Source organism: Devosia sp. P2_G7, assembly GCF_056403495.1.
Genome location: NZ_JBFUFI010000018.1, coordinates 42,410 through 64,321 on the forward strand (window position 1 = coordinate 42,410; position 21,912 = coordinate 64,321).

Annotated in this window: 18 protein-coding genes; 14 read left to right on the forward strand and 4 right to left on the reverse strand. The window is 65.2% G+C overall.

Features of this window, described 5'->3' with window-relative positions; all coding sequences use genetic code 11:
- Positions 1 to 46 precede the first annotated feature (46 nt).
- Complete coding sequence (locus AC1DWU_RS21890; RefSeq protein ID WP_477152131.1) at positions 47 to 1,567, reverse strand: ABC transporter substrate-binding protein; 1,521 nt, start codon at positions 1,565 to 1,567, stop codon at positions 47 to 49.
- A gap of 80 nt (positions 1,568 to 1,647) precedes the next feature.
- Positions 1,648 to 2,583 carry an N-acetylmuramic acid 6-phosphate etherase gene (gene murQ, locus AC1DWU_RS21895; RefSeq protein ID WP_477152132.1) on the reverse strand — a complete coding sequence of 312 codons (936 nt, stop codon included), beginning with the start codon at positions 2,581 to 2,583 and terminating at the stop codon, positions 1,648 to 1,650.
- 146 nt (positions 2,584 to 2,729) lie between these two features.
- Between murQ and AC1DWU_RS21900 the strand changes: the two genes are divergently transcribed.
- The 7 genes from AC1DWU_RS21900 to AC1DWU_RS21930 all read left to right on the forward strand — a co-directional run bounded on the left by AC1DWU_RS21900 (position 2,730) and on the right by AC1DWU_RS21930 (position 9,950).
- Entirely contained in the window at positions 2,730 to 3,590 is an 861-nt protein-coding gene (locus AC1DWU_RS21900; protein WP_477152133.1) for a MurR/RpiR family transcriptional regulator, read from the forward strand.
- On the forward strand, positions 3,587 to 4,609 hold the full coding sequence (gene nagZ, locus AC1DWU_RS21905) for a beta-N-acetylhexosaminidase (RefSeq protein WP_477152134.1): 1,023 nt from the start codon (positions 3,587 to 3,589) through the stop codon (positions 4,607 to 4,609). Before AC1DWU_RS21900 ends, nagZ begins: the two co-directional genes overlap by 4 nt.
- A 28-nt stretch (positions 4,610 to 4,637) precedes the next feature.
- Positions 4,638 to 6,293 (forward strand): ABC transporter substrate-binding protein, encoded by a 1,656-nt coding sequence (locus AC1DWU_RS21910; protein WP_477152135.1) that lies wholly within the window; start codon positions 4,638 to 4,640, stop codon positions 6,291 to 6,293.
- 65 nt (positions 6,294 to 6,358) lie between these two features.
- On the forward strand, positions 6,359 to 7,336 hold the full coding sequence (locus tag AC1DWU_RS21915; protein ID WP_477152136.1) for an ABC transporter permease: 978 nt from the start codon (positions 6,359 to 6,361) through the stop codon (positions 7,334 to 7,336).
- Positions 7,337 to 7,339: 3 nt separating this feature from the next.
- A complete protein-coding gene (locus AC1DWU_RS21920; protein WP_477152137.1) occupies positions 7,340 to 8,227 on the forward strand; it encodes an ABC transporter permease in 888 nt (295 codons plus the stop codon).
- Positions 8,224 to 9,042: an ABC transporter ATP-binding protein gene (locus AC1DWU_RS21925; protein WP_477152138.1), complete on the forward strand. Its 819-nt coding sequence runs from the start codon at positions 8,224 to 8,226 to the stop codon at positions 9,040 to 9,042. Before AC1DWU_RS21920 ends, AC1DWU_RS21925 begins: the two co-directional genes overlap by 4 nt.
- Complete coding sequence (locus AC1DWU_RS21930; RefSeq protein ID WP_477152139.1) at positions 9,039 to 9,950, forward strand: ABC transporter ATP-binding protein; 912 nt, start codon at positions 9,039 to 9,041, stop codon at positions 9,948 to 9,950. The genes AC1DWU_RS21925 and AC1DWU_RS21930 overlap by 4 nt, the downstream gene beginning before the upstream one ends.
- A 7-nt stretch (positions 9,951 to 9,957) precedes the next feature.
- On the opposite strand, the gene AC1DWU_RS21935 is transcribed toward AC1DWU_RS21930, so the two are convergent.
- A complete protein-coding gene (locus AC1DWU_RS21935; RefSeq protein ID WP_477152140.1) occupies positions 9,958 to 10,779 on the reverse strand; it encodes a C40 family peptidase in 822 nt (273 codons plus the stop codon).
- 310 nt (positions 10,780 to 11,089) lie between these two features.
- Between AC1DWU_RS21935 and AC1DWU_RS21940 the strand changes: the two genes are divergently transcribed.
- Genes AC1DWU_RS21940 through AC1DWU_RS21965 form a run of 6 tightly spaced genes read left to right on the forward strand, consistent with a single transcriptional unit; the run spans position 11,090 to position 19,623 of the window.
- Positions 11,090 to 12,385, forward strand: a complete 1,296-nt coding sequence (locus tag AC1DWU_RS21940; protein WP_477152141.1) for an ABC transporter substrate-binding protein — start codon at positions 11,090 to 11,092, stop codon at positions 12,383 to 12,385.
- Positions 12,385 to 13,353, forward strand: a complete 969-nt coding sequence (locus tag AC1DWU_RS21945; protein ID WP_477152142.1) for a carbohydrate ABC transporter permease — start codon at positions 12,385 to 12,387, stop codon at positions 13,351 to 13,353. The genes AC1DWU_RS21940 and AC1DWU_RS21945 overlap by 1 nt, the downstream gene beginning before the upstream one ends.
- Positions 13,350 to 14,171, forward strand: coding sequence for a carbohydrate ABC transporter permease (locus AC1DWU_RS21950; protein ID WP_477152143.1), 822 nt, complete (start codon positions 13,350 to 13,352; stop codon positions 14,169 to 14,171). Before AC1DWU_RS21945 ends, AC1DWU_RS21950 begins: the two co-directional genes overlap by 4 nt.
- Positions 14,172 to 14,173: 2 nt before the next feature.
- Positions 14,174 to 16,195: a beta-galactosidase trimerization domain-containing protein gene (locus AC1DWU_RS21955; protein ID WP_477152144.1), complete on the forward strand. Its 2,022-nt coding sequence runs from the start codon at positions 14,174 to 14,176 to the stop codon at positions 16,193 to 16,195.
- A complete protein-coding gene (locus tag AC1DWU_RS21960) occupies positions 16,192 to 17,256 on the forward strand; it encodes a LacI family DNA-binding transcriptional regulator (protein WP_477152145.1) in 1,065 nt (354 codons plus the stop codon). The genes AC1DWU_RS21955 and AC1DWU_RS21960 overlap by 4 nt, the downstream gene beginning before the upstream one ends.
- 33 nt (positions 17,257 to 17,289) lie before the next feature.
- Positions 17,290 to 19,623 carry a glycosyl hydrolase family 95 catalytic domain-containing protein gene (locus AC1DWU_RS21965; protein WP_477152146.1) on the forward strand — a complete coding sequence of 778 codons (2,334 nt, stop codon included), beginning with the start codon at positions 17,290 to 17,292 and terminating at the stop codon, positions 19,621 to 19,623.
- Between the two features lie 39 nt (positions 19,624 to 19,662).
- On the opposite strand, the gene AC1DWU_RS21970 is transcribed toward AC1DWU_RS21965, so the two are convergent.
- A complete protein-coding gene (locus tag AC1DWU_RS21970; protein ID WP_477152147.1) occupies positions 19,663 to 20,682 on the reverse strand; it encodes a substrate-binding domain-containing protein in 1,020 nt (339 codons plus the stop codon).
- Between the two features lie 136 nt (positions 20,683 to 20,818).
- Here AC1DWU_RS21970 and AC1DWU_RS21975 point away from each other — a divergent pair, with 136 nt between their 5' ends.
- Positions 20,819 to 21,853: a Gfo/Idh/MocA family protein gene (locus AC1DWU_RS21975; RefSeq protein ID WP_477152152.1), complete on the forward strand. Its 1,035-nt coding sequence runs from the start codon at positions 20,819 to 20,821 to the stop codon at positions 21,851 to 21,853.
- Positions 21,854 to 21,912: the final 59 nt, after the last annotated feature.

A 21,912-nucleotide genomic window follows, 5' to 3' on the forward strand; every position in this document is an offset into this window, starting at 1 on the left:
CCGCACCTGCTTCATGGTGAGGCGGGCCGGGGCCCGCCTCAAACAATCACTGACCCACGGTCACTTTGCTGAGCGAGAACAGCAACCCGCTCGGATTGACCTCGTAGCCCTTCACGCTGTCGAGGTTTGCCGTGTAGGTCACGGTGCTCGAAATCCACACCCACGGGGCCAGCTCGGCAAGGCGCGCCTCGAACTGCTGGAAGATCGGCTTGCGCTTGGCGACGTCGGTTTCGACCCGGCCTTCCTGCAGCAGCTTGTCGAGTTCGGGATCGGCGAAGTTCGACACCTTCACCAGGTTACCGTCCTTGGTGAAGTAGCGGTTGTACATCGGATACGGATCGGGGCGGCCACCGTTCTGGGCCACCGCCATGTCGAAATCACCCTTCAGCCAGGTGTCGACATAGACCTTGAGGTCCATGGTCTTGATGTTGAGCTTGACGCCGATCGCGGCGAGCTGGCTCTGCAGCACCTGCGCCTCGTTGGCGGCGTAGGGCGGCTCGCCGGTCGCGGCAATCACATCGACCGAGAAGCCGGCTTCCTGGCCTGCTTCCTTCATCAGCGCTTTGGCCTTCTCGACGTCCTGCGTATAGCAGAACAGCGTCGAGGGGTCGGAAGCATAGGCTTCCATGGTCAGGGGACCGGTGACCTTGCCCTCGCCGATCAGCGCGGTGTCGATGATTTCCTGCCGGTTGACGGCGCAGGAGATAGCCTGCCGGACCTTGAGGTTGTCCATCGGTGGCCGCGATGGGTTCATCTGCAACACATTGTAGGCGAGGCCCGGGATCCGGTTGAGCGTCATGCCCTGCTCACCCGGAATGAGCGTCGCGACCGTCGGATCGTTGAACAGCGCGAAGTCCGTCTGGTTGGCGCGCATCGAGTCGATGATGGCGCTCTCGGATGGCAGCACCGAGATGGTGATGCCGTCGACGCCGACCTTGCCGCCGGCCCAATTCGGGTTGGCGCTCAGCACGTCCTTCACGTTCGGATCCCACTCGTCGAGCACGAACGGGCCCGATCCGATGGCCTTGGTGCCGATGCTGCCGTCGGCCACCGCGCTCGCCGGAACGATCGAGGCGTTGGTGCCCGACATGGCGACGAGGATCGGCGCGTCGGGCTGGCTCAGGTGAAACACCACGGTCTGCGGGTCGGGCGTGTCGATCGATGCGATTGAGAGGAAGTTGGCACGCGCCGCGGCGGCTGTCGCCTCATCGAGCAGACGCTCGTAGGAGGCCTTCACATCGGCGGAGGTCACCGCATCGCCCGTCGAGAATTTCGCGTTCGGGTCGAGCTTGAAGGTCAGCGTTAGCCCGTCGGGCGAGAATTCCCAGCTTGTCGCGAGGGCGGGCGACACATTGTACTTGGCATCGAGGCGCACCAGCGGCTCGTAGATCAGCTCGAGCAGGCGCAGCGAGGAGAACGCTGTCTGCTTATGCGGGTCGAGCCCGGTCGCATCCTGCGACCAGGCCATGCGGAGGCTGGCGGCTTGCACGGGCAGGGCGAAGGCGGTGGTCAGCGTTGCGGCGACGGCGAGGCCGGCGAGCAATCGTTTGGTGTTGGTCAAGTGCATGGTATTTTCCCTCTCTGTTTCAGTCTCGGCCGGTGGCGGCGGAGCCGCTCCGAGCCAGTCGTCAGGACGTCGTCTAGTGGTCACGCGCCCGGTTCGAGCGCGCGTCTGAGAAACCCGCCGGCGCCGGCCATGGCGGCACGCGCCTCCTCGACATTCTGGCCGGTGAGGATAGTCAGGATCGCCAGCTTCACGTCATTGCCGGTGCGCTCCAGCGCATCTTCGGCGACCTGCTCGGGGCAGTCGGTCGCCTGCATGACGATGCGCACCGCCCGCGCCAGCAGCTTCTCGTTGCTGGTGCGCACGTCGACCATCAGGTTCTGGTAAGTCTTGCCGATGCGGATCATGCTCGCAGTGGAGAGCATGTTGAGCACCAGCTTCTGCGCCGTGCCCGATTTCAACCGCGTCGAGCCGGTGACCACTTCGGGACCGACCAGCGGCGCAATCGAGATATCGGCCATGCCGGCGATGACGGAAGCCGGGTTGCAGGTGAGCCCTACCGTCACCGCACCAAGCGATTTGGCATAGTTCAGCGCGCCGATGACGTAGGGGGTGCGGCCGCTCACCGCGATCCCCACCACCACGTCGCGATTGGTGAGGTCGATGGCGCGGAGGTCGGCGGCGCCACCCTCGGCGCTGTCCTCGGCGCCCTCTACAGCGCTGACCAGCGCTCCGAGGCCACCCGCGATCACGCCCACCACCATCGTCGGTGGCACGCCGAAGGTCGGTGGGCATTCCGACGCGTCGAGCACGCCCAGCCGTCCGCTGGTGCCGGCGCCGATGTAGACCAGCCGCCCGCCCTTGCCGAACGCCTCGACGATCCGGTCGACCGCCTGCGCCACCTGCGGCAGGGTCTTGCCCACCGCCTCGGGCACCAGCCGGTCCTCGCCATTGATGGTCGCGACGATCTCGGGCGTCGACATCAGATCGATGCCCATGGTGCGCGGGTTGCGCTCCTCGGAAACGAGCCGATCGAGCTCGCTCAGCAGCACCCTACGGTCCCTCACAACGGCGGTCATCGACGGGTGTCCCAACGGGATTCGGTGCGCGGCATCTGGGCTCCTGAGCGTCGCTGGAAGGTAGGAACTCCGCGCTTTCGCTGTCAATGGTTTTCAGTGTGGCCGAAGGCGTTGCACTTTTGTTTCGCGTGAGTATGAATGTCCGGATGGGGATTCAGTCGAACATCGAGGCGTCCGCCGCGACCTTCACGCCGACGATGCGGCGGGTCGCCAAGGCCATTCGCGACAACCCCGCGATCGTGCTCGAAAAGACCATCTCGCAGATCGCTGAAGCCTGCGGCACCTCGGTGGCCTCGGTGGTGCGCTTCTGCCGCGCCGTTGGGGTCAGCGGCTATGCCGAGCTTCGCATGTCGCTCGCCACCGAGCTCGGCAAGGAGGCGGCGCAGTTCGGCTCCGGCCTGACGCTCGGCGCCGAGATCGCCCGCACCGACACGCTCGAGGAGATGGCCGCCAAGGTCGCCTCGCTCGAAATGCTGGCCATCGAGGAGACGGTGTCGAGCCTCGATTTCAAGACACTGGAGCGGGTGGTCACGGCGCTCGACCAGGCCGAACGCATCCTGCTTTTCGGCATCGGCGCCAGCCACTTCGTCGCGCAGGACCTGCACCACAAGCTGTTCCGCGTCGGCCGCAACGTCTTCCTGATGGCCGATGCGCACGAGGCCTGGACCGCGGCGCTGATGTCGCCGACCCACACCGTCGCCATCGGCTTCTCGCATTCCGGCACCACCGCCGACACCGTGCAGTTCCTCAAGCTCGCCAAGGACAATGGCGCGCTGACCGTCGCCATCACCGGCTCACGCGAATCGCCGCTGGCGCGGGCCGCCGAGGAACGCCTCGTCACTCATGCCCGCGAAAGCACGCTGCGCGCCGGCGCCATGGTCAGCCGTATCGCGCAACTGGCGCTGGTCGACTGCCTGTTCATGGGCGTCGCCCGGCTGCGCTACGAGCAGACCATCGACGCCCTGAAGCGCACCCGCGACGTCACCCACCCCGAGCAGGCCGTATGACCTCCACACCCCTCGCCCTGTTCGTCGGCGTTGCCGGCTACGAACTCGCTGCCGACGAGATCGCATTCCTTCGCGACGCGAACCCCTATGGGCTGTTCCTGTTCCGCCGCAACCTCGACAATCGCGAGCAGACCCGCCGGCTCTGCGCCCACTTCCGCGAGGTCGTCGGCCGCCCCGACGCGCCCATCTTCATCGACCAGGAAGGCGGCCGCGTTCAGCGCCTCGACAACGGCCACTGGCCGAGCTTCCGCAGCCTGGGCTCATTCGGTGCCCTGGCGAAGAAGGACCTCGCGCTGGCGAAGCGCGCGCTGCGCCTCTCGACCCAGGCGATGGGCGCCATCATGACCGATCTCACCATCGACAGCGGCACGACGCCAGTGGTCGATCTCGCCCGCAAGGGCACCCACGACGTCATCGGCCAGCGCGCCTTCGGCGACGATCCGGAACTGGTGGTGACCCTCGCCCGCGAGGTCATCGACGGCATGCTCGAGGTTGGCGCGCTGCCGATCATGAAGCACATCCCGGGCTATGGCCGGGTGACGGTCGACCCACATTTCGATTGCCCTGTTGTCGATGCCGCGCTCGACGACCTGCGTGCCACCGACTTCCAGCCGTTCATCGCGCTGAAGACCACTCCCTGGGCCATGGTCGCCCACCTGGTCTTCACAAAGATCGACGCGCAGCGCGCGGCCTCGGTTTCGCCCGACGTCTACGCTCTGATCCGCAACGATATCGGCTATGACGGCGTGCTGATCACCGATTGCCTCAGCATGGAGGCGCTGAAAGGCACTCCGGCCCAGCGCGTCGCCGCCGCACTCGATGCCGGTTGCGACATCGCGCTGCTGACCCAGGGTGGCCTCGAGGCCAGTATTTCGGCAGCCAGCGGCGCGCGCCCGCTAACTGGGCAAACGATCGAACGAATCACTCGCGCGACGCGCAAACGCGGTAACCTTCGCGTGGATGCCACTGCACTCCACGCCGAAGTCGAAGGGATTTTTCGGGAGAACGGCCTCGCCTGAGGCGACGCCGACAAAGAGGAGACTGGAAGTGTTAAAGAGCAAGCTGATTGCGGCCACCGCCCTGGCGCTGGCTTTGACGGCGCCGGCAAGCGCGCAGACGGTGCTGACCATCAGCTCCGAGCAGACCACGACCTACGTGCGCAACTTCAACCCGTTCAACCAGACGTCGGCGCGCGCCACCACTAAGGATTTCATCTACGAGCCGCTGGCGATCTTCAACCGCCTCGCGGGCGCCAAGTGGGAGTACCGCCTGGCCGAGAGCTTCGAGCTGGCCGACGACCTCAAGTCGATCACCTTCGTGCTGCGCGACGGGCTGAAGTGGTCCGACGGCCAGCCGCTCACCGCCAACGACGTGGTGTTCACCTACGACTACCTGAAGAAGTTCCCGGCGCTCGATTTCAACTCGGTCTCCAAGCTGATGGAGTCGGTGGAAAAGGTCGATGAGCGCACCGTGCGCTTCAACCTGCTCCAGCCCAACTCGCTCGTCGCCACCACCATCGTCGCCATGCCGATCGTGCCCGAGCACATCTGGAAGGATGTCGCCGACCCGGCGACCTTCGCCAACGAGAATCCGGTCGGCTCCGGCCCGATGACCGAGATCAGCCGCTTCACCCCGCAGGTCTACGAGCAGTGCCGCAACCCCAACTACTGGGATGCCGCGAGCCTCCACGTCGATTGCATCCGCATGCCGCAGCTCGCCGACAATCCGCAGGTGCTTGCAGCGCTGGTGGACGGCACGCTCGACTGGGCGACCAGCTTCGTGCCCGACATCGACAATACCTTCGTCGCCAAGGACCCGGTGAACAACCACTACTGGTTCCTGCCCTCGAGCCTCGTGGCCTTCACGCTCAACCTCGAAACGCCTGACGCCAACAACAAGAAGGCGTTCAACGACGTCAACTTCCGCCGTGCCGTCTCCATGCTGATCGACCGCCAGTCGATCATCGACATCGCCGGCTACGGCTATCCGGTGATCAACGAGGACCCGGCCATGCTGGGCTCGTTCTACAAGGCCTTCGGCAACCCCGAGGTGGTCACCCAGTTCGGCCAGTACGGCAAGTTCGACCTCGAAGCCGGCAAGGCGCTGCTCGACAAGTCGGGCTACGTCGACAAGGACGGCGACGGCTTCCGCGACAACGCCGACGGCACCCCGATCGCCATCGACATCGAGATCCCCAACGGCTGGACCGACTGGATCGATGCCGTGCAGATCGCGCTCGAGTCGCTGAAGGCGGCCGGCCTCAACGTGAAGATGTCGACGCCCGAGGAATCGGTCTGGGCTTCCGATCTGATCGACGCCAAGTACTCGATGTCGCTCAACGCCATCGCCTCGGCGGCCAACCCCTACTTCCCCTACATCCGCTCGTTCAACCCGGCCGATTTCGGCAAGAGCCGCACCTCGGCGCAGCGCTGGACCGACCCGACTGTCGTCGAGATGCTGAACAAGTACACCCAGGTGAAGGACCCGGCCGAGCAAAAGTCGATCATGGACGCCATCCAGCTCAAGGTGGCCGAGGCCATGCCGGTGATCCCGGTCTACAACAGCCCGTCGTTCTACCAGTACAGCACCAAGCGCTTCAGCGGCTGGGCCAACGCGGAAAACCCGATCACCTCGCCGGTGGTCTCCAACGCCAACCCGGGCCGCTTGCTCCAGCTCCTGGCGCTGCGTCCGGTCGCGCAATAGTCCGACGTTAGGCGAGGGCGCGTTCGTCGCGCCCTCGCTCCTCACCTAGCGGAACCCCGAGATCCATGGCCTTTCTGCTCCGCCGAGTGGTGTTCTATCTGGCGGCCTTCATCGCTGCGGCAACCATCAACTTCTTCCTGCCGCGCCTGATGCCGGGCGACCCGATCCAGAAGATGTTTGCTGGCGCCGGCTCCGACCTGTCGCTCGAGAACCTCAATGCGCTGAAGCTCACCTTCGGCTTCATCGATGCGCCGATCGGCGAGCAGTATCTTGCGTACCTGAGGAGCGTCTTCACTGGCGACCTCGGCCGCTCGATCCGTTTTTACCCGCTGCCGGTCACCGAGCTGCTCGGCCGCGCCCTGATCTGGACTGTCGGCCTCGTCGGCACGGCGACGATCATCGGCTTCACCATCGGCACGCTGCTCGGGGTGATGGCCGCCTGGCGCCGCGGCACCCGGTTCGACACTGTCATTTCGCTGGCTTCGATCTTCTCGAGCTCGGTCCCCGCGGTGGTGGTCTCGCTGATCACCCTCTTCGCCTTCGGCTACACGCTCGGCTGGTTCCCCAACGGCTATGCCGCCGACCCGATGCTCGATCCGTCCTGGGGCTGGGACTACATCCTCAGCGTCCTCTACCACGGCACCCTGCCGATGCTGACCATGGTCATCGTACTCACCGGCGGCTTCGCCGTGACCATGCGCAACAACATGATCAACCTGCTCGGTGAGGACTACATCGTCATGGGCCGCGCCAAAGGCCTCAGCGACCGGGGCGTCATGCTGTGGTATGCCGCGCGAAACGCGCTGCTGCCCACGGTCTCGGCTCTAGCCATTTCGCTCGGCGCCGTACTCGGCGGCTCGCTGGTGACCGAGGTGGTGTTCAACTACCCCGGCATGGGCAACACGCTCTACCAGGCCATCCTCGCGCGCGACTATCCGGTGATCCAGGGCGCGCTGCTGATCATGACGGCCGCCATGCTGGTCGCCAATTTCGTCGTCGATTTGAGCTACGTGCTGCTCGACCCACGCCTGAAGCGGGCCTGACCGATGAGCGTCCTCACCCAGCTGCTGCGCAACCGCAAAGCCCTCGTCGGCGTGACCATCCTCGCGATCGTCATCCTCGTCGCCATCTTCGCCCCGCTGCTCACCGAGTATAGCCCGACCCAGCGCGTCGGCCGGCCGCACCAGCCGCCGTCCGCCGACCACCTGCTCGGCACCACCCGCCTCGGCTACGACGTCTTCACCCGGCTGCTCCACGGCGCCCGCATCTCGCTCGCTGTCGGCTTCGGCGCCGGGCTGCTGATCACCATCATCGGCACCGTCCTCGGCATCATCGCCGGCTACAAGGGTGGCGTGGTCGACGAGGTCATCACCTTCCTGACCAACATGGTGCTGGTCATCCCCAACCTGCCGCTGCTGCTGGTGCTGGCGGCGTTCATCGGCCAGGCGAGCCCGCTGGTCATCGCCATTATCCTCGGCTTCACCTCATGGGCCTGGGGCGTCCGCGTCACCCGCTCGGAGACCCTGTCGATCCGCCAGCGCGACTTCGTCAAATCCGCCGAGATGCTGGGTGAACCCGGCTGGCGCATCATGGCGTTCGAGATCTTCCCCAACCTGATCTCGATCGTCGGCATCAACTTCATCGGCAGCGTGCTGTTCGCCGTCATCACCGAAGCGACGCTCGAGTTCCTCGGGCTGGGGGATCCCAACACCGTCTCCTGGGGCATCATGCTCTACAACGCCCAGAACGCCTCGGCCCTTTCGGTCGGCGCCTGGTGGGACATTCTCACCCCCTGCGTCGCGCTCGCCGTGCTCGGCCTCGGCCTCGCGCTGATCAACTTCGCCATCGACGAAATCGCCAACCCGCGGCTCAGGACCGGCGGCATGCTGGCCCGCTGGACCGGCCTGATCCGCCGCGGGGAGGGCAAGCTGTGAGCGATCCCGTCCTCTCGATCCGCAACCTCACCATCGACTACATCGGCGCGACCACCGATTTCCACGCGGTCAAGAACGTCAGCTTCGACATCGCCAAGGGCGAGTTCTTCGGCCTCGCCGGCGAGTCCGGCTGCGGCAAGAGCACCATCGCCTTCGCCATCAGTCGGCTGCACCGCCCGCCGGCGCTGATCCGCTCCGGCAGCCAGATCCTCCTCAACGGCCGCGATGTCCTCGCCCTCGACGATGCGGCGCTCAAGGAGATGCGCTGGCGCGAGGTGGCGATGGTGTTCCAGAGTGCCATGAACTCGCTGAACCCGGTGCTATCAATCGAGCACCAGTTCTACGACGTGCTGAAGACCCATACCGGCATGTCGCGCCCCGCTGCCCGCGCCCGCGCCGCTGAACTGCTGGCGCTGGTCGACATTCCCGCCGACCGGCTCTCGGCCTATCCGCACCAGCTCTCAGGCGGCATGCGCCAGCGCGTCGTCATCGCCATCTGCCTCGCGCTCAACCCCAAGCTCTTGATCATGGATGAGCCGACCACGGCGCTCGACGTGGTGGTGCAGCGCGAAATCCTCGAGCGCATCCACAAGCTGCGCCAGGAGCTCGGCTTCTCGGTGCTGTTCATCACCCACGACCTCGCCCTGATGGTGCAGGTTTCCGACCGCATTGGCATCATGCTCGAAGGCGAACTGGTCGAGGTCAACGACGCGCAGGCGATCTATCGGTCGCCACAGCACGACTATACGCGAAAACTCTGGGCTTCGATCCCGCGCCTCACTGGTGCCCGCATCGCCGAGGCCACCACGCCATGACCGACACCGCGCCCATCCTCGCTCTCGACAATGTGTCGAAGGTCTTCCACCGCGGCGGCAGCACCGTCCACGCCGCGCGCGCCGTGTCGTTCGCGCTGCATCCGGGCCGCACCCTCGCGCTTGTCGGCGAATCCGGCTCCGGCAAGACCACCGCCGCCCGTCTGATCATGCGCGAGTACCGGCCCGACGACGGGCGCCTGCTGTTCCGGGGCGAGCCCATCGAGGGCAGCGCCGTCCGTGACATGAAGGCCTATCGCAGCGCCGTGCAGATGGTGTTCCAGGACCCGTTCTCGTCACTGAACCCGGTGCACACCATCCGCTATCACCTCGAGCGGCCGATGCGCCTGCACCAGCCCAACCTCAAGGGCGCCGCCCGCGATGCCGCTGTCGCCGAGGTTCTCACCCGGGTAAAACTCGACCCGGCGCTGATCCTGCCGAAATACCCGCATGAGCTGTCCGGCGGCCAGCGCCAGCGCATCAGTATCGCCCGCGCCCTCGCCGTGAACCCCGAGGTGATCATCGCCGACGAGCCCACTTCGATGCTCGACGTCTCGGTGCGGCTCGGCATCCTGAACCTGCTCAACGACATGAAGCGTCAGCTCGGTCTCGCGGTGCTCTACATCACCCACGACATCGCCACCGCCCGCTACGTCGCCGAGGACATCATGGTCATGTACGCCGGCCAGATCGTCGAATGGGGCGAGACCGAAAGCGTACTCGGCAACCCACAGCACCCCTACACCCGGCTGTTGCTGTCGGCCGTTCCGGACCCCGACCGCCGCTTCGGCGACACCCGCTTCGGCGACGAACTCGGCCGCATCGACGTGATCCGCCGCCAGTCGGCCATCGCCCAGCCCGAAGTGCGCGAGATCGCGGCCAACCACTTCATCCGCCCGATGCCGGCGTGAGCCACGATCAGATCCGCCGATAACCCGTCGGCTCGCCGCCACCGCGGCTGCTGATCCGCGCCACCGCCTCGGCCAGCGGTTCGATCACCACCGCCATGTGGAAGGCATTGGCATGGATGATGTCGGTTGCGCTGGTCATCATGGCCACGTGGCCGCGCCAGAATACCAGGTCGCCGCGCTGCAGCGCCTCGACCGGCTCGCCCATTGCCGCCTGCTGGTCGCTGTCGCGCGGGCAGATCCGACCGCCGGCGTAGAGCGACTGTTGCACCAGCCCGGAGCAGTCGAGCCCCAGGCTCTCTCGCCCACCCCACTGGTAGGGCGCGCCCACGAACCGCTCGGCCACCGCCACGTAGTCAGGCGCATCCTGGCCGACCGGAACAAGATGTTCCTCGACAAACCAGCCGCCCGCCGTTTTCACGAACCGTCCCTCACGATGCTCGGCCGTCAGCAGCGCGTTCATCGAATAGAGCCCGACCGGCGCCGCCTTGATGCTGGGGGCACTGAAACCGTATGTCCTCAGCGCCCGCACCGTATGCGTCGGCGCCGCAGCCGGCGCGCCGAGGGCGGCAGCTGCGACATAGCCGACGTAGCCATCTCGCTTCGCCTGCCCGAACGCCCATCCATCCGCCTCGTCCAGCACCTCGAACGGCTCGCCGAACAGCAACTGGTCGAGCTGTTCGGCGCCGGGTGACGGCGCGCGGCGCAAGGCTGCCGAGGGGACGATTGCCTGGCGCACTGTCGTATCGATGTAGCGCTCGGCCGGAACGATACCCTCCAGTGACCGGGCGGCGATGCCGTCGCGAGTGAGGGTCAGGCGGTGATCAAGCAAAGCGGTGCCTTCGGCATCGCACAGGTGGCGCAGGCACCTGGCGTTGCCAAACCCTGCCTGATGTCATCCCCGAACCGCTGACCATTTGCGAAGGCTAGCTCGACGATTGCGTCCTGTCACCACTTCGCGTGTGACCGAGAATAATCCATCATTGTCAATTGGTTATCGTCATTCATGCTAGCATGTTAGAATGATTTTCCGCGTCGATCCACAGATGCGGCTTGTCGCAACCATCTTAGATGATAACGTTTCAACTTACTTGATACGAAGGAACGGCCCGAACGGCCGGCGATCAAGGAGGAGGAGACCAATGACCATGAGTGCACTCACGCCCGGATTCCGCCGGCGCGCCGTCCTGGCTGGCGTCGGCATCGTCGCGCTGCTCGCAGCCGCGCCCACCCTCGCTCAGGATTTGAGCGGCGAGCTCGCCATCTTGCAGTGGCAGGGCGGCACAGACGCCGAGATGTGGAAGAAGCTCGAGGACGCCTTCGTTGCTAAGAACCCCGGCGTCACCATCCGCGAGCTCAGCATCACCGCGCAGGGCGACGCTCGCGGCGGCATCCGCACCGCTTTGCTCGGCGGGGAAGTGGTGGATGTGATCATCAACACCTGGCCCGCCTTCCGTAAGGAACTGGCCGACGCCGGCATCCTGCGCCCCATCGACGAGCAGTGGGGCAAATATGACTGGGACAGCAAGCTCAACCAGTCCTGGAAGGACCTCGGTTCGATCGACGGCGTCCCCTACGCCGTCACGTACACCTACGGCGATCGCTCAGGCATCTGGTACGCTGCCGACGCGCTGAAGAAGGCCGGCATCGAACCGCCCAAGACCTGGGACGAGTTCACCGCCAGCTTCGACAAGCTGAAGGCTGCCGGCTTCGCCACGCCGATCGCCGTCGGTGCCAAGTATTGGGCACATGCCGAGTGGTTCGAGACGCTGCTGCTCCGCACGGCCGGCGTCGAAACCGCTGCCAAGCTCGCCAAGCACGAGATCCCCTGGACCGATCCGGCAGTAAAGGGCGCGCTCAAGAAGTATGCCGAACTGCTGGCTGCCGGTTGCTGCGGCGATCCGGCGACGATGCTCGCCAACGAGTGGGATGCCGCTTCGGACTCTGTCTTCAAGGCCAAGACCTCGGCCTACACGATGATCGGCATGTGGAACAACGCACGTGCCAAGAACGACTACGCGCTTGAGGAAGGCGTCGACTACGGCCTGTTCCAGTTCCCGTCCCTCGGCGCTGGGCATGACGACACCTCGAGCGTCGACACCAAGGAATTGAATGTCACCGCCAACGGCACCAACCCCGCCGCGGCCGATGCGTTCATGGACTACATCGTCAGTGCCGACGCCGCCAAGATCCTCGCCGACTACGGCTATGCCTCGCCCTCCACCGCCGCCGACACCTCGTTGCTCGGCCCGGTCCAGAAGACGGCGACGGCGGCAGTCGCGGCATCCAAGGTGCAGTTCGTCCTCGGCGATCTGCTGCCGGGCGATCTGGTCGACGAATATCGCGTACAGCTGCAGAAGTTCCTGCAGGATCCGTCTGACGCCAATATCGACGCGGTCACCGCGGCGATCGAAGCCAAGGCGGCGGAATCCTACTGATGCAGCAGACCGTCGCCGATAGCGCCTCGGGCGCAACGGCCACGCAGGTCTCCTCCCCGGCGAGTGGTGAGCGGCGCAAGCTGCTTGCCACCCGCGGGTGGCGGATCGGCGACTGGCCAGCAGCCTGGCTGTTGATCGCTCCCGTGATCGTGCTGTTCGGTATCGCGGTCATCTTCCCGCTGTTCGAAACGATCCGGCTGAGCTTCTTCGACATCAAGGGGCTCGGCAAACCCAAATACGTCGCCGTGGGCAACTATGTGAAGCTGTTTGCCGATCCGGCCTTCCGCAACACGCTTTCGACGACGCTTATCTTCACGCTCGCGACCACCGCTGTTTCGGTATCGATGGGCTGGCTTCTGGCCATGCTGTGCTCCTTCGCGCCGCGCCAGACGCTGCCTTTCCGGGTCATGATCTTTGCCGCCTTCGGCATTTCCGAAGCTGTCGCCGGCTATATGTGGATCGGCATCTTTCGTCCCGATGCAGGCGGGCTACTCAACACCGTCATCGGCCTCTTCTCGCCCGGCTTCTCCCATCCGTGGCTGGGCGATCCCAACACGGCGCTCTGGTCGCTGATCGTCGCCGCCTCGTGGGGCGGGGTAGGGCTGCCGCTCATGCTCTGCTTCGCCTCGGTGCAGGCGATCCCGCGTACTGTGCTCGAAGCCGCCTATCTCGATGGTGCGACACCCGGCCAGATCATGCGCTCGATCATGATGCCGCTTTCGCTGCCCGGCGTGCGGGTCGCGATCTTCATCAACCTGCTCGGAGCGCTGCGTGCCTTCGACATCATCTACATCATCACCGGCGGCGGACCGGTGCGCGCTACCGAGACGGTTGGATACTTCATGTACCGGGAGTCGATGACCCAGTTCAAACTGGGCTACGGCGCCGCCGCGACCGTGGTGTTGCTCGTCGCGGTGCTCATCATCTCGATCCCTGCCATCGTCCAACGTACGGCTGGTGCAAGATGATCGGCCGCGTTCCCCAATGGACAGTCTGGGCCGTCGGCGTCATCGCCTGTATCTGGGTGATCCCCATCATCGGCATCGTCGTTACCTCCATTCGCCCGCCCAGCGAGGTGGCGCTCGGATGGTGGCGGCTGGACCAGTTGAGCTTCACGCTCGACGCCTGGTTCAAGGTCTGGGACGAGTATCCGCTCGCCAAGGCCTTCTGGACCACGATGCAGCTCGCCGCCATTGCCACCGTCGCAACGATGCTGCTGACTCCAGCCGCCGCCTACGCCTTCCACTTCCTGAAGTTCCCGTTCCGGCGGCTGTTGCTGATCGTCATCATCAACGCGTTCGTCCTGCCCCAGCAGGTGGTGATCATCCCGCTGTTCCAGCTGTGGCGGGAACTGGGGCTGATCGACAACATCGCCTCGGTGCTCATCCCCTATGTCGGCTTGAGCTTTGCGTGGTCGATCTTCCTCGTGAAGAACTTCCTCGAAGATTTCCCGCGAGAACTGGTCGAGGCGGCCAAGATCGACGGCTGCGGCCCGATCCAGATCTTCTGGCACATCGTGCTGCCCAATTCGCTGTCGTCGGTCTTCGCGGTCGGCATCCTGCAGTTCCTCTGGACCTGGAACGCGCTGCTGCTGCCGATGCTCTACCTCAGGACCAACATTCCGCTGCCGGTGATGCTGACCCGCGTTTCCGGCACCTATGAAGTCAACTGGGACCTGCGCTCGGTGGCAGCTATCGTCACCACCATCGTTCCGCTGATCGTCTTCCTCATCTTCCAACGCCAATTCGCCGCCGGGGCCGAAACCCGGTCCGGCGCCAAGGAATAGTCATGCCCTCGACCAACAAGCCGCTCCGCTATCGCCAGATTCATCTCGATTTCCACACTTCGGAGCACATTCCGGGCGTTGGGTCGGCGTTCGATCCCGATGACTTCGTTGCCACGCTCAAGGCCGCGCACGTCAACTCGATCACCATCTTCGCCAAGTGCCACCACGGCTGGTCGTACTATCCCACCAAGGTCGGCGCCCCGCATCCCAACCTCGTTCGTCCGGACCTGATGGGCGACATGGTCACTGCACTGACCGCCGCCGATATCGAGTGCCCCATCTACATTTCGGTGCAGTGGGATGAGCGCAACGCTCGCATCCACCCCGAATGGCGGGTGCGCAGCGCCACCGAGAACCGCTTCGATCCCGACCAACTGACCGCCGGCTGGCACACGCTCTGCCTCAACCACAAGGCGTATCGGGACGAACTGCTCGAGCACGCCCGCGAGGTCGCCCGCAACTACGAGACGCAGGGCATCTTCTTCGACATCATCCTGACGCCGGATTGCGTCTGCGCCGAGTGCCTTGCCACGATGGCCGAGCGCGGGCTCGACCCGACCAACCCGGCCGATCGCTTAGAGAACGACGAATGGGTGAACGAGCGCTTCCGGGCTGAAACCAGCGCCGCGCTTCGCGCCGAATTTCCTGGGCTGCGCATCTTCTATAACTGCGGCCACATCCATAAGCAGGGCCCGAAGCGCTTCTCGACCTATAGCCATCTCGAGCTCGAAAGCCTGCCCACCGGCGGCTGGGGCTACGACCACTTTCCCTCGAGCGCCCGCTATGCCGCGACGCTGGGGCTCGATTTCGTCGCCCAAACCGGCAAGTTCCACACCAGCTGGGGCGAATTCGGTGGCTTCAAGCATGCAGATGCGCTGGAGTTCGAAGTAGCCCAGATGGTGGCGCTCGGCGCCAAGTGCCTCGTCGGCGACCAGTTGCACCCGGATGGTTCGATCAATCCCGACACGTACGCCTCCATCGCCCCGGCCTATGCCCGTATCGAAAGGCTTGAGCCTTACCTTGAAGGCGCGCGCCAGGTGTCGGATGTCGCCATCCTCACGTCCGAGTATTTTCACCCCGGCGGCGCTCGCAACAGTTCGGCCGACGACGGTGCGGCCCAGATGCTGCAGGAGCTGAAGCTCCCCTTTGACGTGATCGATCCATCGACCCCGTTCGAGAACTACCGGCTGCTCATCCTGCCCGACGACATCCCGGTCGACTCCGCTCTGGCGGCCCAACTCAACGCCTACACGGCAAAGGGCGGCAAGCTGGTGCTGAGCGGCAAGTCCGGTGTCAACGCCGATGGCCGGTTCGCCATCGATGCCGGCATTCGCAGTTCGGGTCCGGTCGCGTTCCACCCATCCTACCTGCGCGCCGGCCCTTCGCTCGACGCCGGTCTCACCCAAACGCCCTTCGTCATGTACGGCGTCGCCGAGACGATCGTCCCCGAGGGAGCCGAGGTACTGGCCGAGATCGGGCCCTCGTACTTCAACCGTAGCTACAAGCATTTCAGCTCACACCAGCACGCGCCGGACGATCCGGCCGCCGCGTCGCTCGGCGCTGCCGTCACCATCAAGGGCGGCATCGGCTACATCGCGTATCCGATCTTTTCGATGTACCACGCCATGGGCCAGCCACTTTACAAGTACCTGGTCCGCGGGCTGATCGACCGCCTGCTTCCGAGCCGCGCCATCGTCACGGATCTGCCGTCTTCCGCCCGCGCCACGCTCACCCAGCAACCCGAACAGAACAGGCACATTCTGCACCTGCTGTACGGCGCGCCGCAGATCCGCGGCAAGGGCGTGCCCAACAACGAAGGCGGGGTGCGCCCGATGGAAATGATCGAGGATATCCCGACACTTGGCCCCGTTACCGCCTCCGTGCGCTTGCCGCGCACGCCGACGCGCGTCTATGACGCTCTGACGGGGGAAGATGTGCCGTTCTCCAACGGCGGCGATCGGGTGGAGGTGCGGCTCCCGAGCCTTCGAATCCACTCCGCGCTGGTCTTCGAGGGAACGGTTTGAGCGACAGCGACGATACCGAGAGCGGCAAGAGGCGGCAGGCGACCATCGTAGAGGTTGCCGACCGCGCCGGCGTCGCCATCGGCACCGTCTCGCGCTACCTCAACGGCCATCCGGTGCGCCGCGGCAACCGCGACCAGATCGAGCAGGCAATCGGCGAGCTCGGCTATCGCCGCAACGCCATAGCCGCGGCCATGAAGGCCGACCTCACCAACACGGTCGGCTTCATGGTTCCCTCGCTCAGCGAGTTCCATTCCGCGGTGCTCGAGCATCTAAGCCGCGCCATGCGCAAGTCGGGTCGCGCGCTCCTGACATATTGCCATGATGCCAACCCGACCTCGGTCGCCGATGCGCTCGATTTCTTCGTCACCCACCGCGTTGATTGCCTGGTGATGGATGGCCGCAACGATGTCGATGACCTGATCCGCGACCTCGTCAACAGCGGCACGCCGGTGATCTTTTACGACAATGGCTGGCAGGGCCTGCCGGTCGACCGGGTGCTGGTCGAGAATCGCGCCGCGAGCTTTCGTGCGGTCACCCAACTGCTGGATATCGGCCATACCCGCATCGCCGTCCTCACCGGCAACATTCAGGACTGGACGGGTCGCGAGCGCTTCGAGGGCTATCGGCAGGCCATGCTGAGCCGCGGGCTCGAAATCAATCCCGACTACGTGCTCGATACGCACTGGAACGAGGCCGAAGCCTACTCGGGCATGCTGCGCCTGCTGTCGCTCGCCGAGCCCCCGACCGCCCTTTACTGCTCCAACTACAACATGGGCGTCGGTGCACTGCGCATGTTGCGCGAGCACGGGCTGAAAGTGCCCGACGACATCTCGCTCGTCAGCTTTGACGACGTGCCGCTGTTCCAACTGCACGAGACGGGGATTACGGCTGTCGCCCAGCCCGTGGCCAAGATCGCCGAGACCATCACTTCGATCATGGCCTCCCGGCTCTCCGAACGCGGGGTCAACCACGAGCCACACACAATCACGCTCAACTGCGACATCATCCTGCGCGGCTCGACCCGTCGGCTGCTCGCCCCCGGGGCTCTTGGCTCGCGCTGAGCTCAATTCCAACCACTTTATCCAGGACTTTTCATGCCCCGCTACTGCCTCGATCTCGATTCCCCCGCAGCCGGGTTCATCGACAGTTTCCTCATCGGCAACGGCTGGCTCGGCGCCACCGTGCGCGGCGGCGTCGGCACGGAGCGGTTCGATCTCAACCTTGATACCGTCTGGTCCGGCGGTCCGCTGCAGCCGGAGGAAGGGGAGGGGCCTGCCCACCTCATCCCGGAGCTGCGCGAGGCGATCCGCGGTCGCGACTACCTTAGGGCCGACGAGCTCGGCCGGGCGCTGCAGGGCCAAAGCTGGACCCAGTCCTACCAGCCGCTCGGCGCCATCGAGCTCGCCTATGGCGACGATGTGCTCGTCGCCGACTACGCTCGTCGCCTGGATGTCTCGGAGGCCGTAGCGAGTTCGAGCTACAGCGGTGCCGCCGGCAGCGCCAGCGTCGAGAGCTTCGTCTCCCATCCCGACGGCGTTCTGGTTGCTATTGCCGCCGGGCAGGGCGTCCATCCGCTTGAGCGGGCCCGGATTGCGTTCCACTCCTCGCACCCCGATACCCAAATCTCCCTCTCCGAAGAGCACGGCACAATCTGGCTCGTCGCCACCGCTCGCGTGCCGGTGCACGTCCTGCCCAACTACACGTCGGGCGACGACCCCGTGCGCTACGACACCGCCGCTCCCGCGGAAGACAACACCGTTGCCGCCGGTATGGGCTATGCGGTTGTCGCCGCGCTGCATCGGGACAGCGCCACCGGCAGCCTGCGCCTCATCGCCTCGGCCGCCTCCGGCTACCGCGGTCATGACCAGCGCCCGAGCGCCGATTTCGCCGCTCTCGTGCTGGAGGCGCGCGGCCGTGTCGCTGCCGCCTTCGAGAAGAGCACCGAAGCGCTGCGGCAGCGCCACCGCGGCGACTACAAGAGCTTCTTCGACCGCGTCGATCTCGACCTGAGCGCCTCGGGTCCCGCAGCGGAACGAGCCGAGCTGCTGTTTCACTTCGGCCGCTACCTGATGATCTCAAGTTCGCGCCAAGGCACCGAGGCGACGAACCTGCAGGGCATCTGGAACGTCGATGTCCGCCCGGCCTGGAGCTCCAACTACACCATCAACATCAACACGCAGATGAACTACTGGCCGGCGGAGGCCAGCGGCCTCGCAGACCTCCACGAGCCGATGTTCAAGCTCACCGGCGAGATTGCCGAGGCCGGCGCCGTGACCGCGCGCCGCTACTACGGAGCCTCCGGCGCCACCGCCCATCACAATACCGACCTCTGGCGCTTCACCGCTCCGGTGCCCGGCATCCCGCAATGGTCGAACTGGCCCTCCGGCCTCTACTGGATGGCCGCCCATCTCCAGCACCATCTCGACCACGGCAGCGCCAGCCCCAAATTCTCCGGCGAAACGGCGCTCCCAGTGTTCCGTACCGCCACCGAGTTTGCGCTCGATATGCTTGTTGGGGAGGGCACCGGCGCTCTCGCTGCCAGCCCCTCGACTTCGCCCGAGCACAGTTTCGTCGTTTCCGACACCGAGGTCGCCATCACCCAAGGTACGGCGATGGACCAAGAACTGATCCGCGAGACCCTCGAGAGCTTTGTCGCTCTCGCTGATCCCGCCGATCCACTTGCCACCCGTGCCCGCGATGCGCTGGCGCGCCTCCGCTTCCCCATCATCGGCGCCAACGGCAACCTGCTCGAGTGGGACGACGACAAGACCCCCGCGGAGCTGGGGCACCGCCATCTCTCGCACCTCTACGGTCTCTACCCCGGCATCCGCATCACTGAGGCCGGGACGCCTGAGGCTTTCGAGGCCGTTCGCCGCGCGCTCTATCTCCGCCTCGACAACGGTACTGGATACACCGGCTGGAGCCAGGCCTGGGTACTCTGTCTCGCCGCGCGCTTGCGTGACCGACAGCTGGCTGAGCGCTCGATCGGCGGGCTGCTCGACCACCTGACTTCGCGCGCGCTGCTCGTCCTTCATCCGCATAGCGGTTGGCCGGAAGGCAACGTGTTCCAGATCGACGGCAATTTCGGCGCCGTTGCCGGCCTCACCGAGCTCGTCGTCCAGAGCCATGAGGGCGCCATCAGCCTGCTGAAGACGCTTCCACCGAGCTGGTCCAGCGGCACGATCTCCAATATCCGCTGCCGCGGCGGCTACCAGGCGAGCGTCTCCTGGCACAATGGCGTCCTCGTATCGGCAACCATTCTGGCTGGACGCGACGGCAAGCTTGTTGTCGAACTGCCTGAGCAGGCGGTCACGGTGACTGGACCGGCGGGGGCCGTTGCGACTCGACTCGCTGGCGGTGGCGCATCCGGTCGCCACCGTGTCGCATGGGATGTGGCTCGTGGGGCATCCTACAGGATCACGCCCTGAGGCCCGGGCAAGCTTCTTCGGCGATGAGAGCGAGGCCGGTTAGCCGCTTTCGCCTTGTCGGATCGAAAGTGGGGCCAGCTTTCGCGTGGGGCCGTCCTGATACTGGTCGCCGTGCGCGGGGATGCGCGCAAGCAACGCCCGCGCGAGGTCCTCGCCGACCTCGTGCAGCGATGTGGTGAAACAGGTCAGCGACGGGGTGAGGAAGCGTACCGTTGGCTCATCGCGGAACCCGATGATGGCGAGGTCGCGGCCTGGCACCTTTCCGAGCTCGGCGAGGCGGCGATAGATGCCGATGGCCACCGTCTCGAAAATCAACAGGATGGCCGTTGGCGGGTTCGGCAACGCCGCCAGTTCGTCCACCAGCCCATATCCGACGGCTTCGTTGCGCCCTCGCGCGAACACCAGCGCGGGATCGAACGGAATGCCATTGCGTTCCAGGGCGCTTTTGTAGGCGGCTTCAAAAAGCGGCCCGAAGTTTATGTTGTCCGAGGGCAGGGTGACGGCGATACGCCGATGCCCGGCCGCCGCCAGCCGGTCGATCGCCGCGTTGGCGACGCCCTCGAAATCGAGGTCGATCCATGGATAGTCCTTGCCCGAACTGCTACGCCCGAGCGTGGCGAACGGCAGCCCGGCAGATTCCAGCAGCTCGATACGTGGATCAACGCGCTGCGTCGCGGCGAGGATCATGCCGTCGAAGACGCCTCTCGAGACGTAACGCTGGAGATAGGTAACCGCGTCCACACTGGTGGGGCGCGGAAGAACGAGCAGGTCCAGATTGTGCTCGGCGAACACCGCCTGGACGCCATCGAAAACGCCCATGAAGAAGTACTCGCTGCTGGCAGCGGTCTCGCGATCGAGATCCATCATGAAGCCGATCGAGCGCGTGGTTCCCAGTGCGAGTGTTCGAGCGGCCTGATTGGGTGCGTAGCCGAGGCGCTTTGCAGTAGTCAGCACGAGTTCGCGCGTCGCTGGACTGACATCGGGTCGGTCGTTGAGAGCACGTGAGACCGTGCCGATAGAAATGCCCAGCTCTTTGGCTAGTCGTGCGATTCCGCGCATCAGTACCTCGCTCAAATCAGCGCCTATTGACATGTAGCTGAGCGAAATAATAGCGTCGTAAGCGCTTACGGACAAATCGTAAGCGCTTACGATAACCCGATAAGCGCTTGCGGTAGAAAAAGTCGGCTGAGGGGGAATCGTGCACCGGGCAGTTGTTGCTGGTTGCGGAGCTATGGCTCGCGGCTGGATCAAGGCGATCGCAGAGACGCCGGCCCTCCGGGATCGCATCACTATTGTCGGGCTCAACGACATCAACCCCGACGCGGCCCGGCGTCTTGCACTAGAGTTCGGGCTCAGCAAGGCTGCGGTTGAATCCGACCTGGAAGCTTTGCTCAGGGGCACAAAGCCAGATCTGGTCTTCGACGTAGTCATCCCCGGCGCGCGACACGACGTGGTCGCCACGGCACTCAACCACGGCTGCCATGTGCTATCCGAAAAGCCGATGGCGACGAGCCTTGCCGACGCACGCGACCTCGTTGCCCTTGCGGCCAAAGCCGGCAGGACACATGCCATCGTCCAGAACCGCCGCTACATTGCCGGCGTGCGGCGCATCCGCCGGCTGATCGACAGCGGCGAGCTTGGCGATCTCACGGCACTGCATGCCGATTTCTTCATCGGCGCACATTTCGGCGGCTTTCGCGACGCCATGCAGAACGTGCTGCTGCTCGACATGGCGATCCACACGTTCGACGCCGCCAGGTTCATGTCCGGCAAGGACGCAAAGGCCGTCTACTGCCACGAAACCAACCCCGGTGGCTCCTGGTACGCGCACGGCGCGGCCGCCAACGCCATCTTCGAACTCGAGGGTGACACGACTTTCACCTACCGCGGTTCCTGGGCCGCCGAGGGGGCGAACACCAGTTGGGAGAGCCAATGGCGGATCATCGGCTCGCGCGGAACCATCGTCTGGGACGGGCTCGACAACTTTGAAGCGCATGTCGTGGCGGGTGAGGAAGGGTTCCACCGGCCTGTGGTGAAACTCGACGTGCCGGAGCCCGCCGATGATGGCCAGACGCGCGGCCACGCCAGCGTCATCGCCGACTTTCTGCACGCCATCGAGGCCGGCACGCCGCCTGAAACCATCGGCAGCGACAACATCAACAGCCTCGCCATGGTGTTCGGAGCGATTGAGAGCGCCAAGACGCGCCAGCGCGTCGCCATTGCAGCCTGAGGATACTGAATTGACCGACCCCGCAAAGGCCATCCGCATCGGCACCATGATCTCCGCTT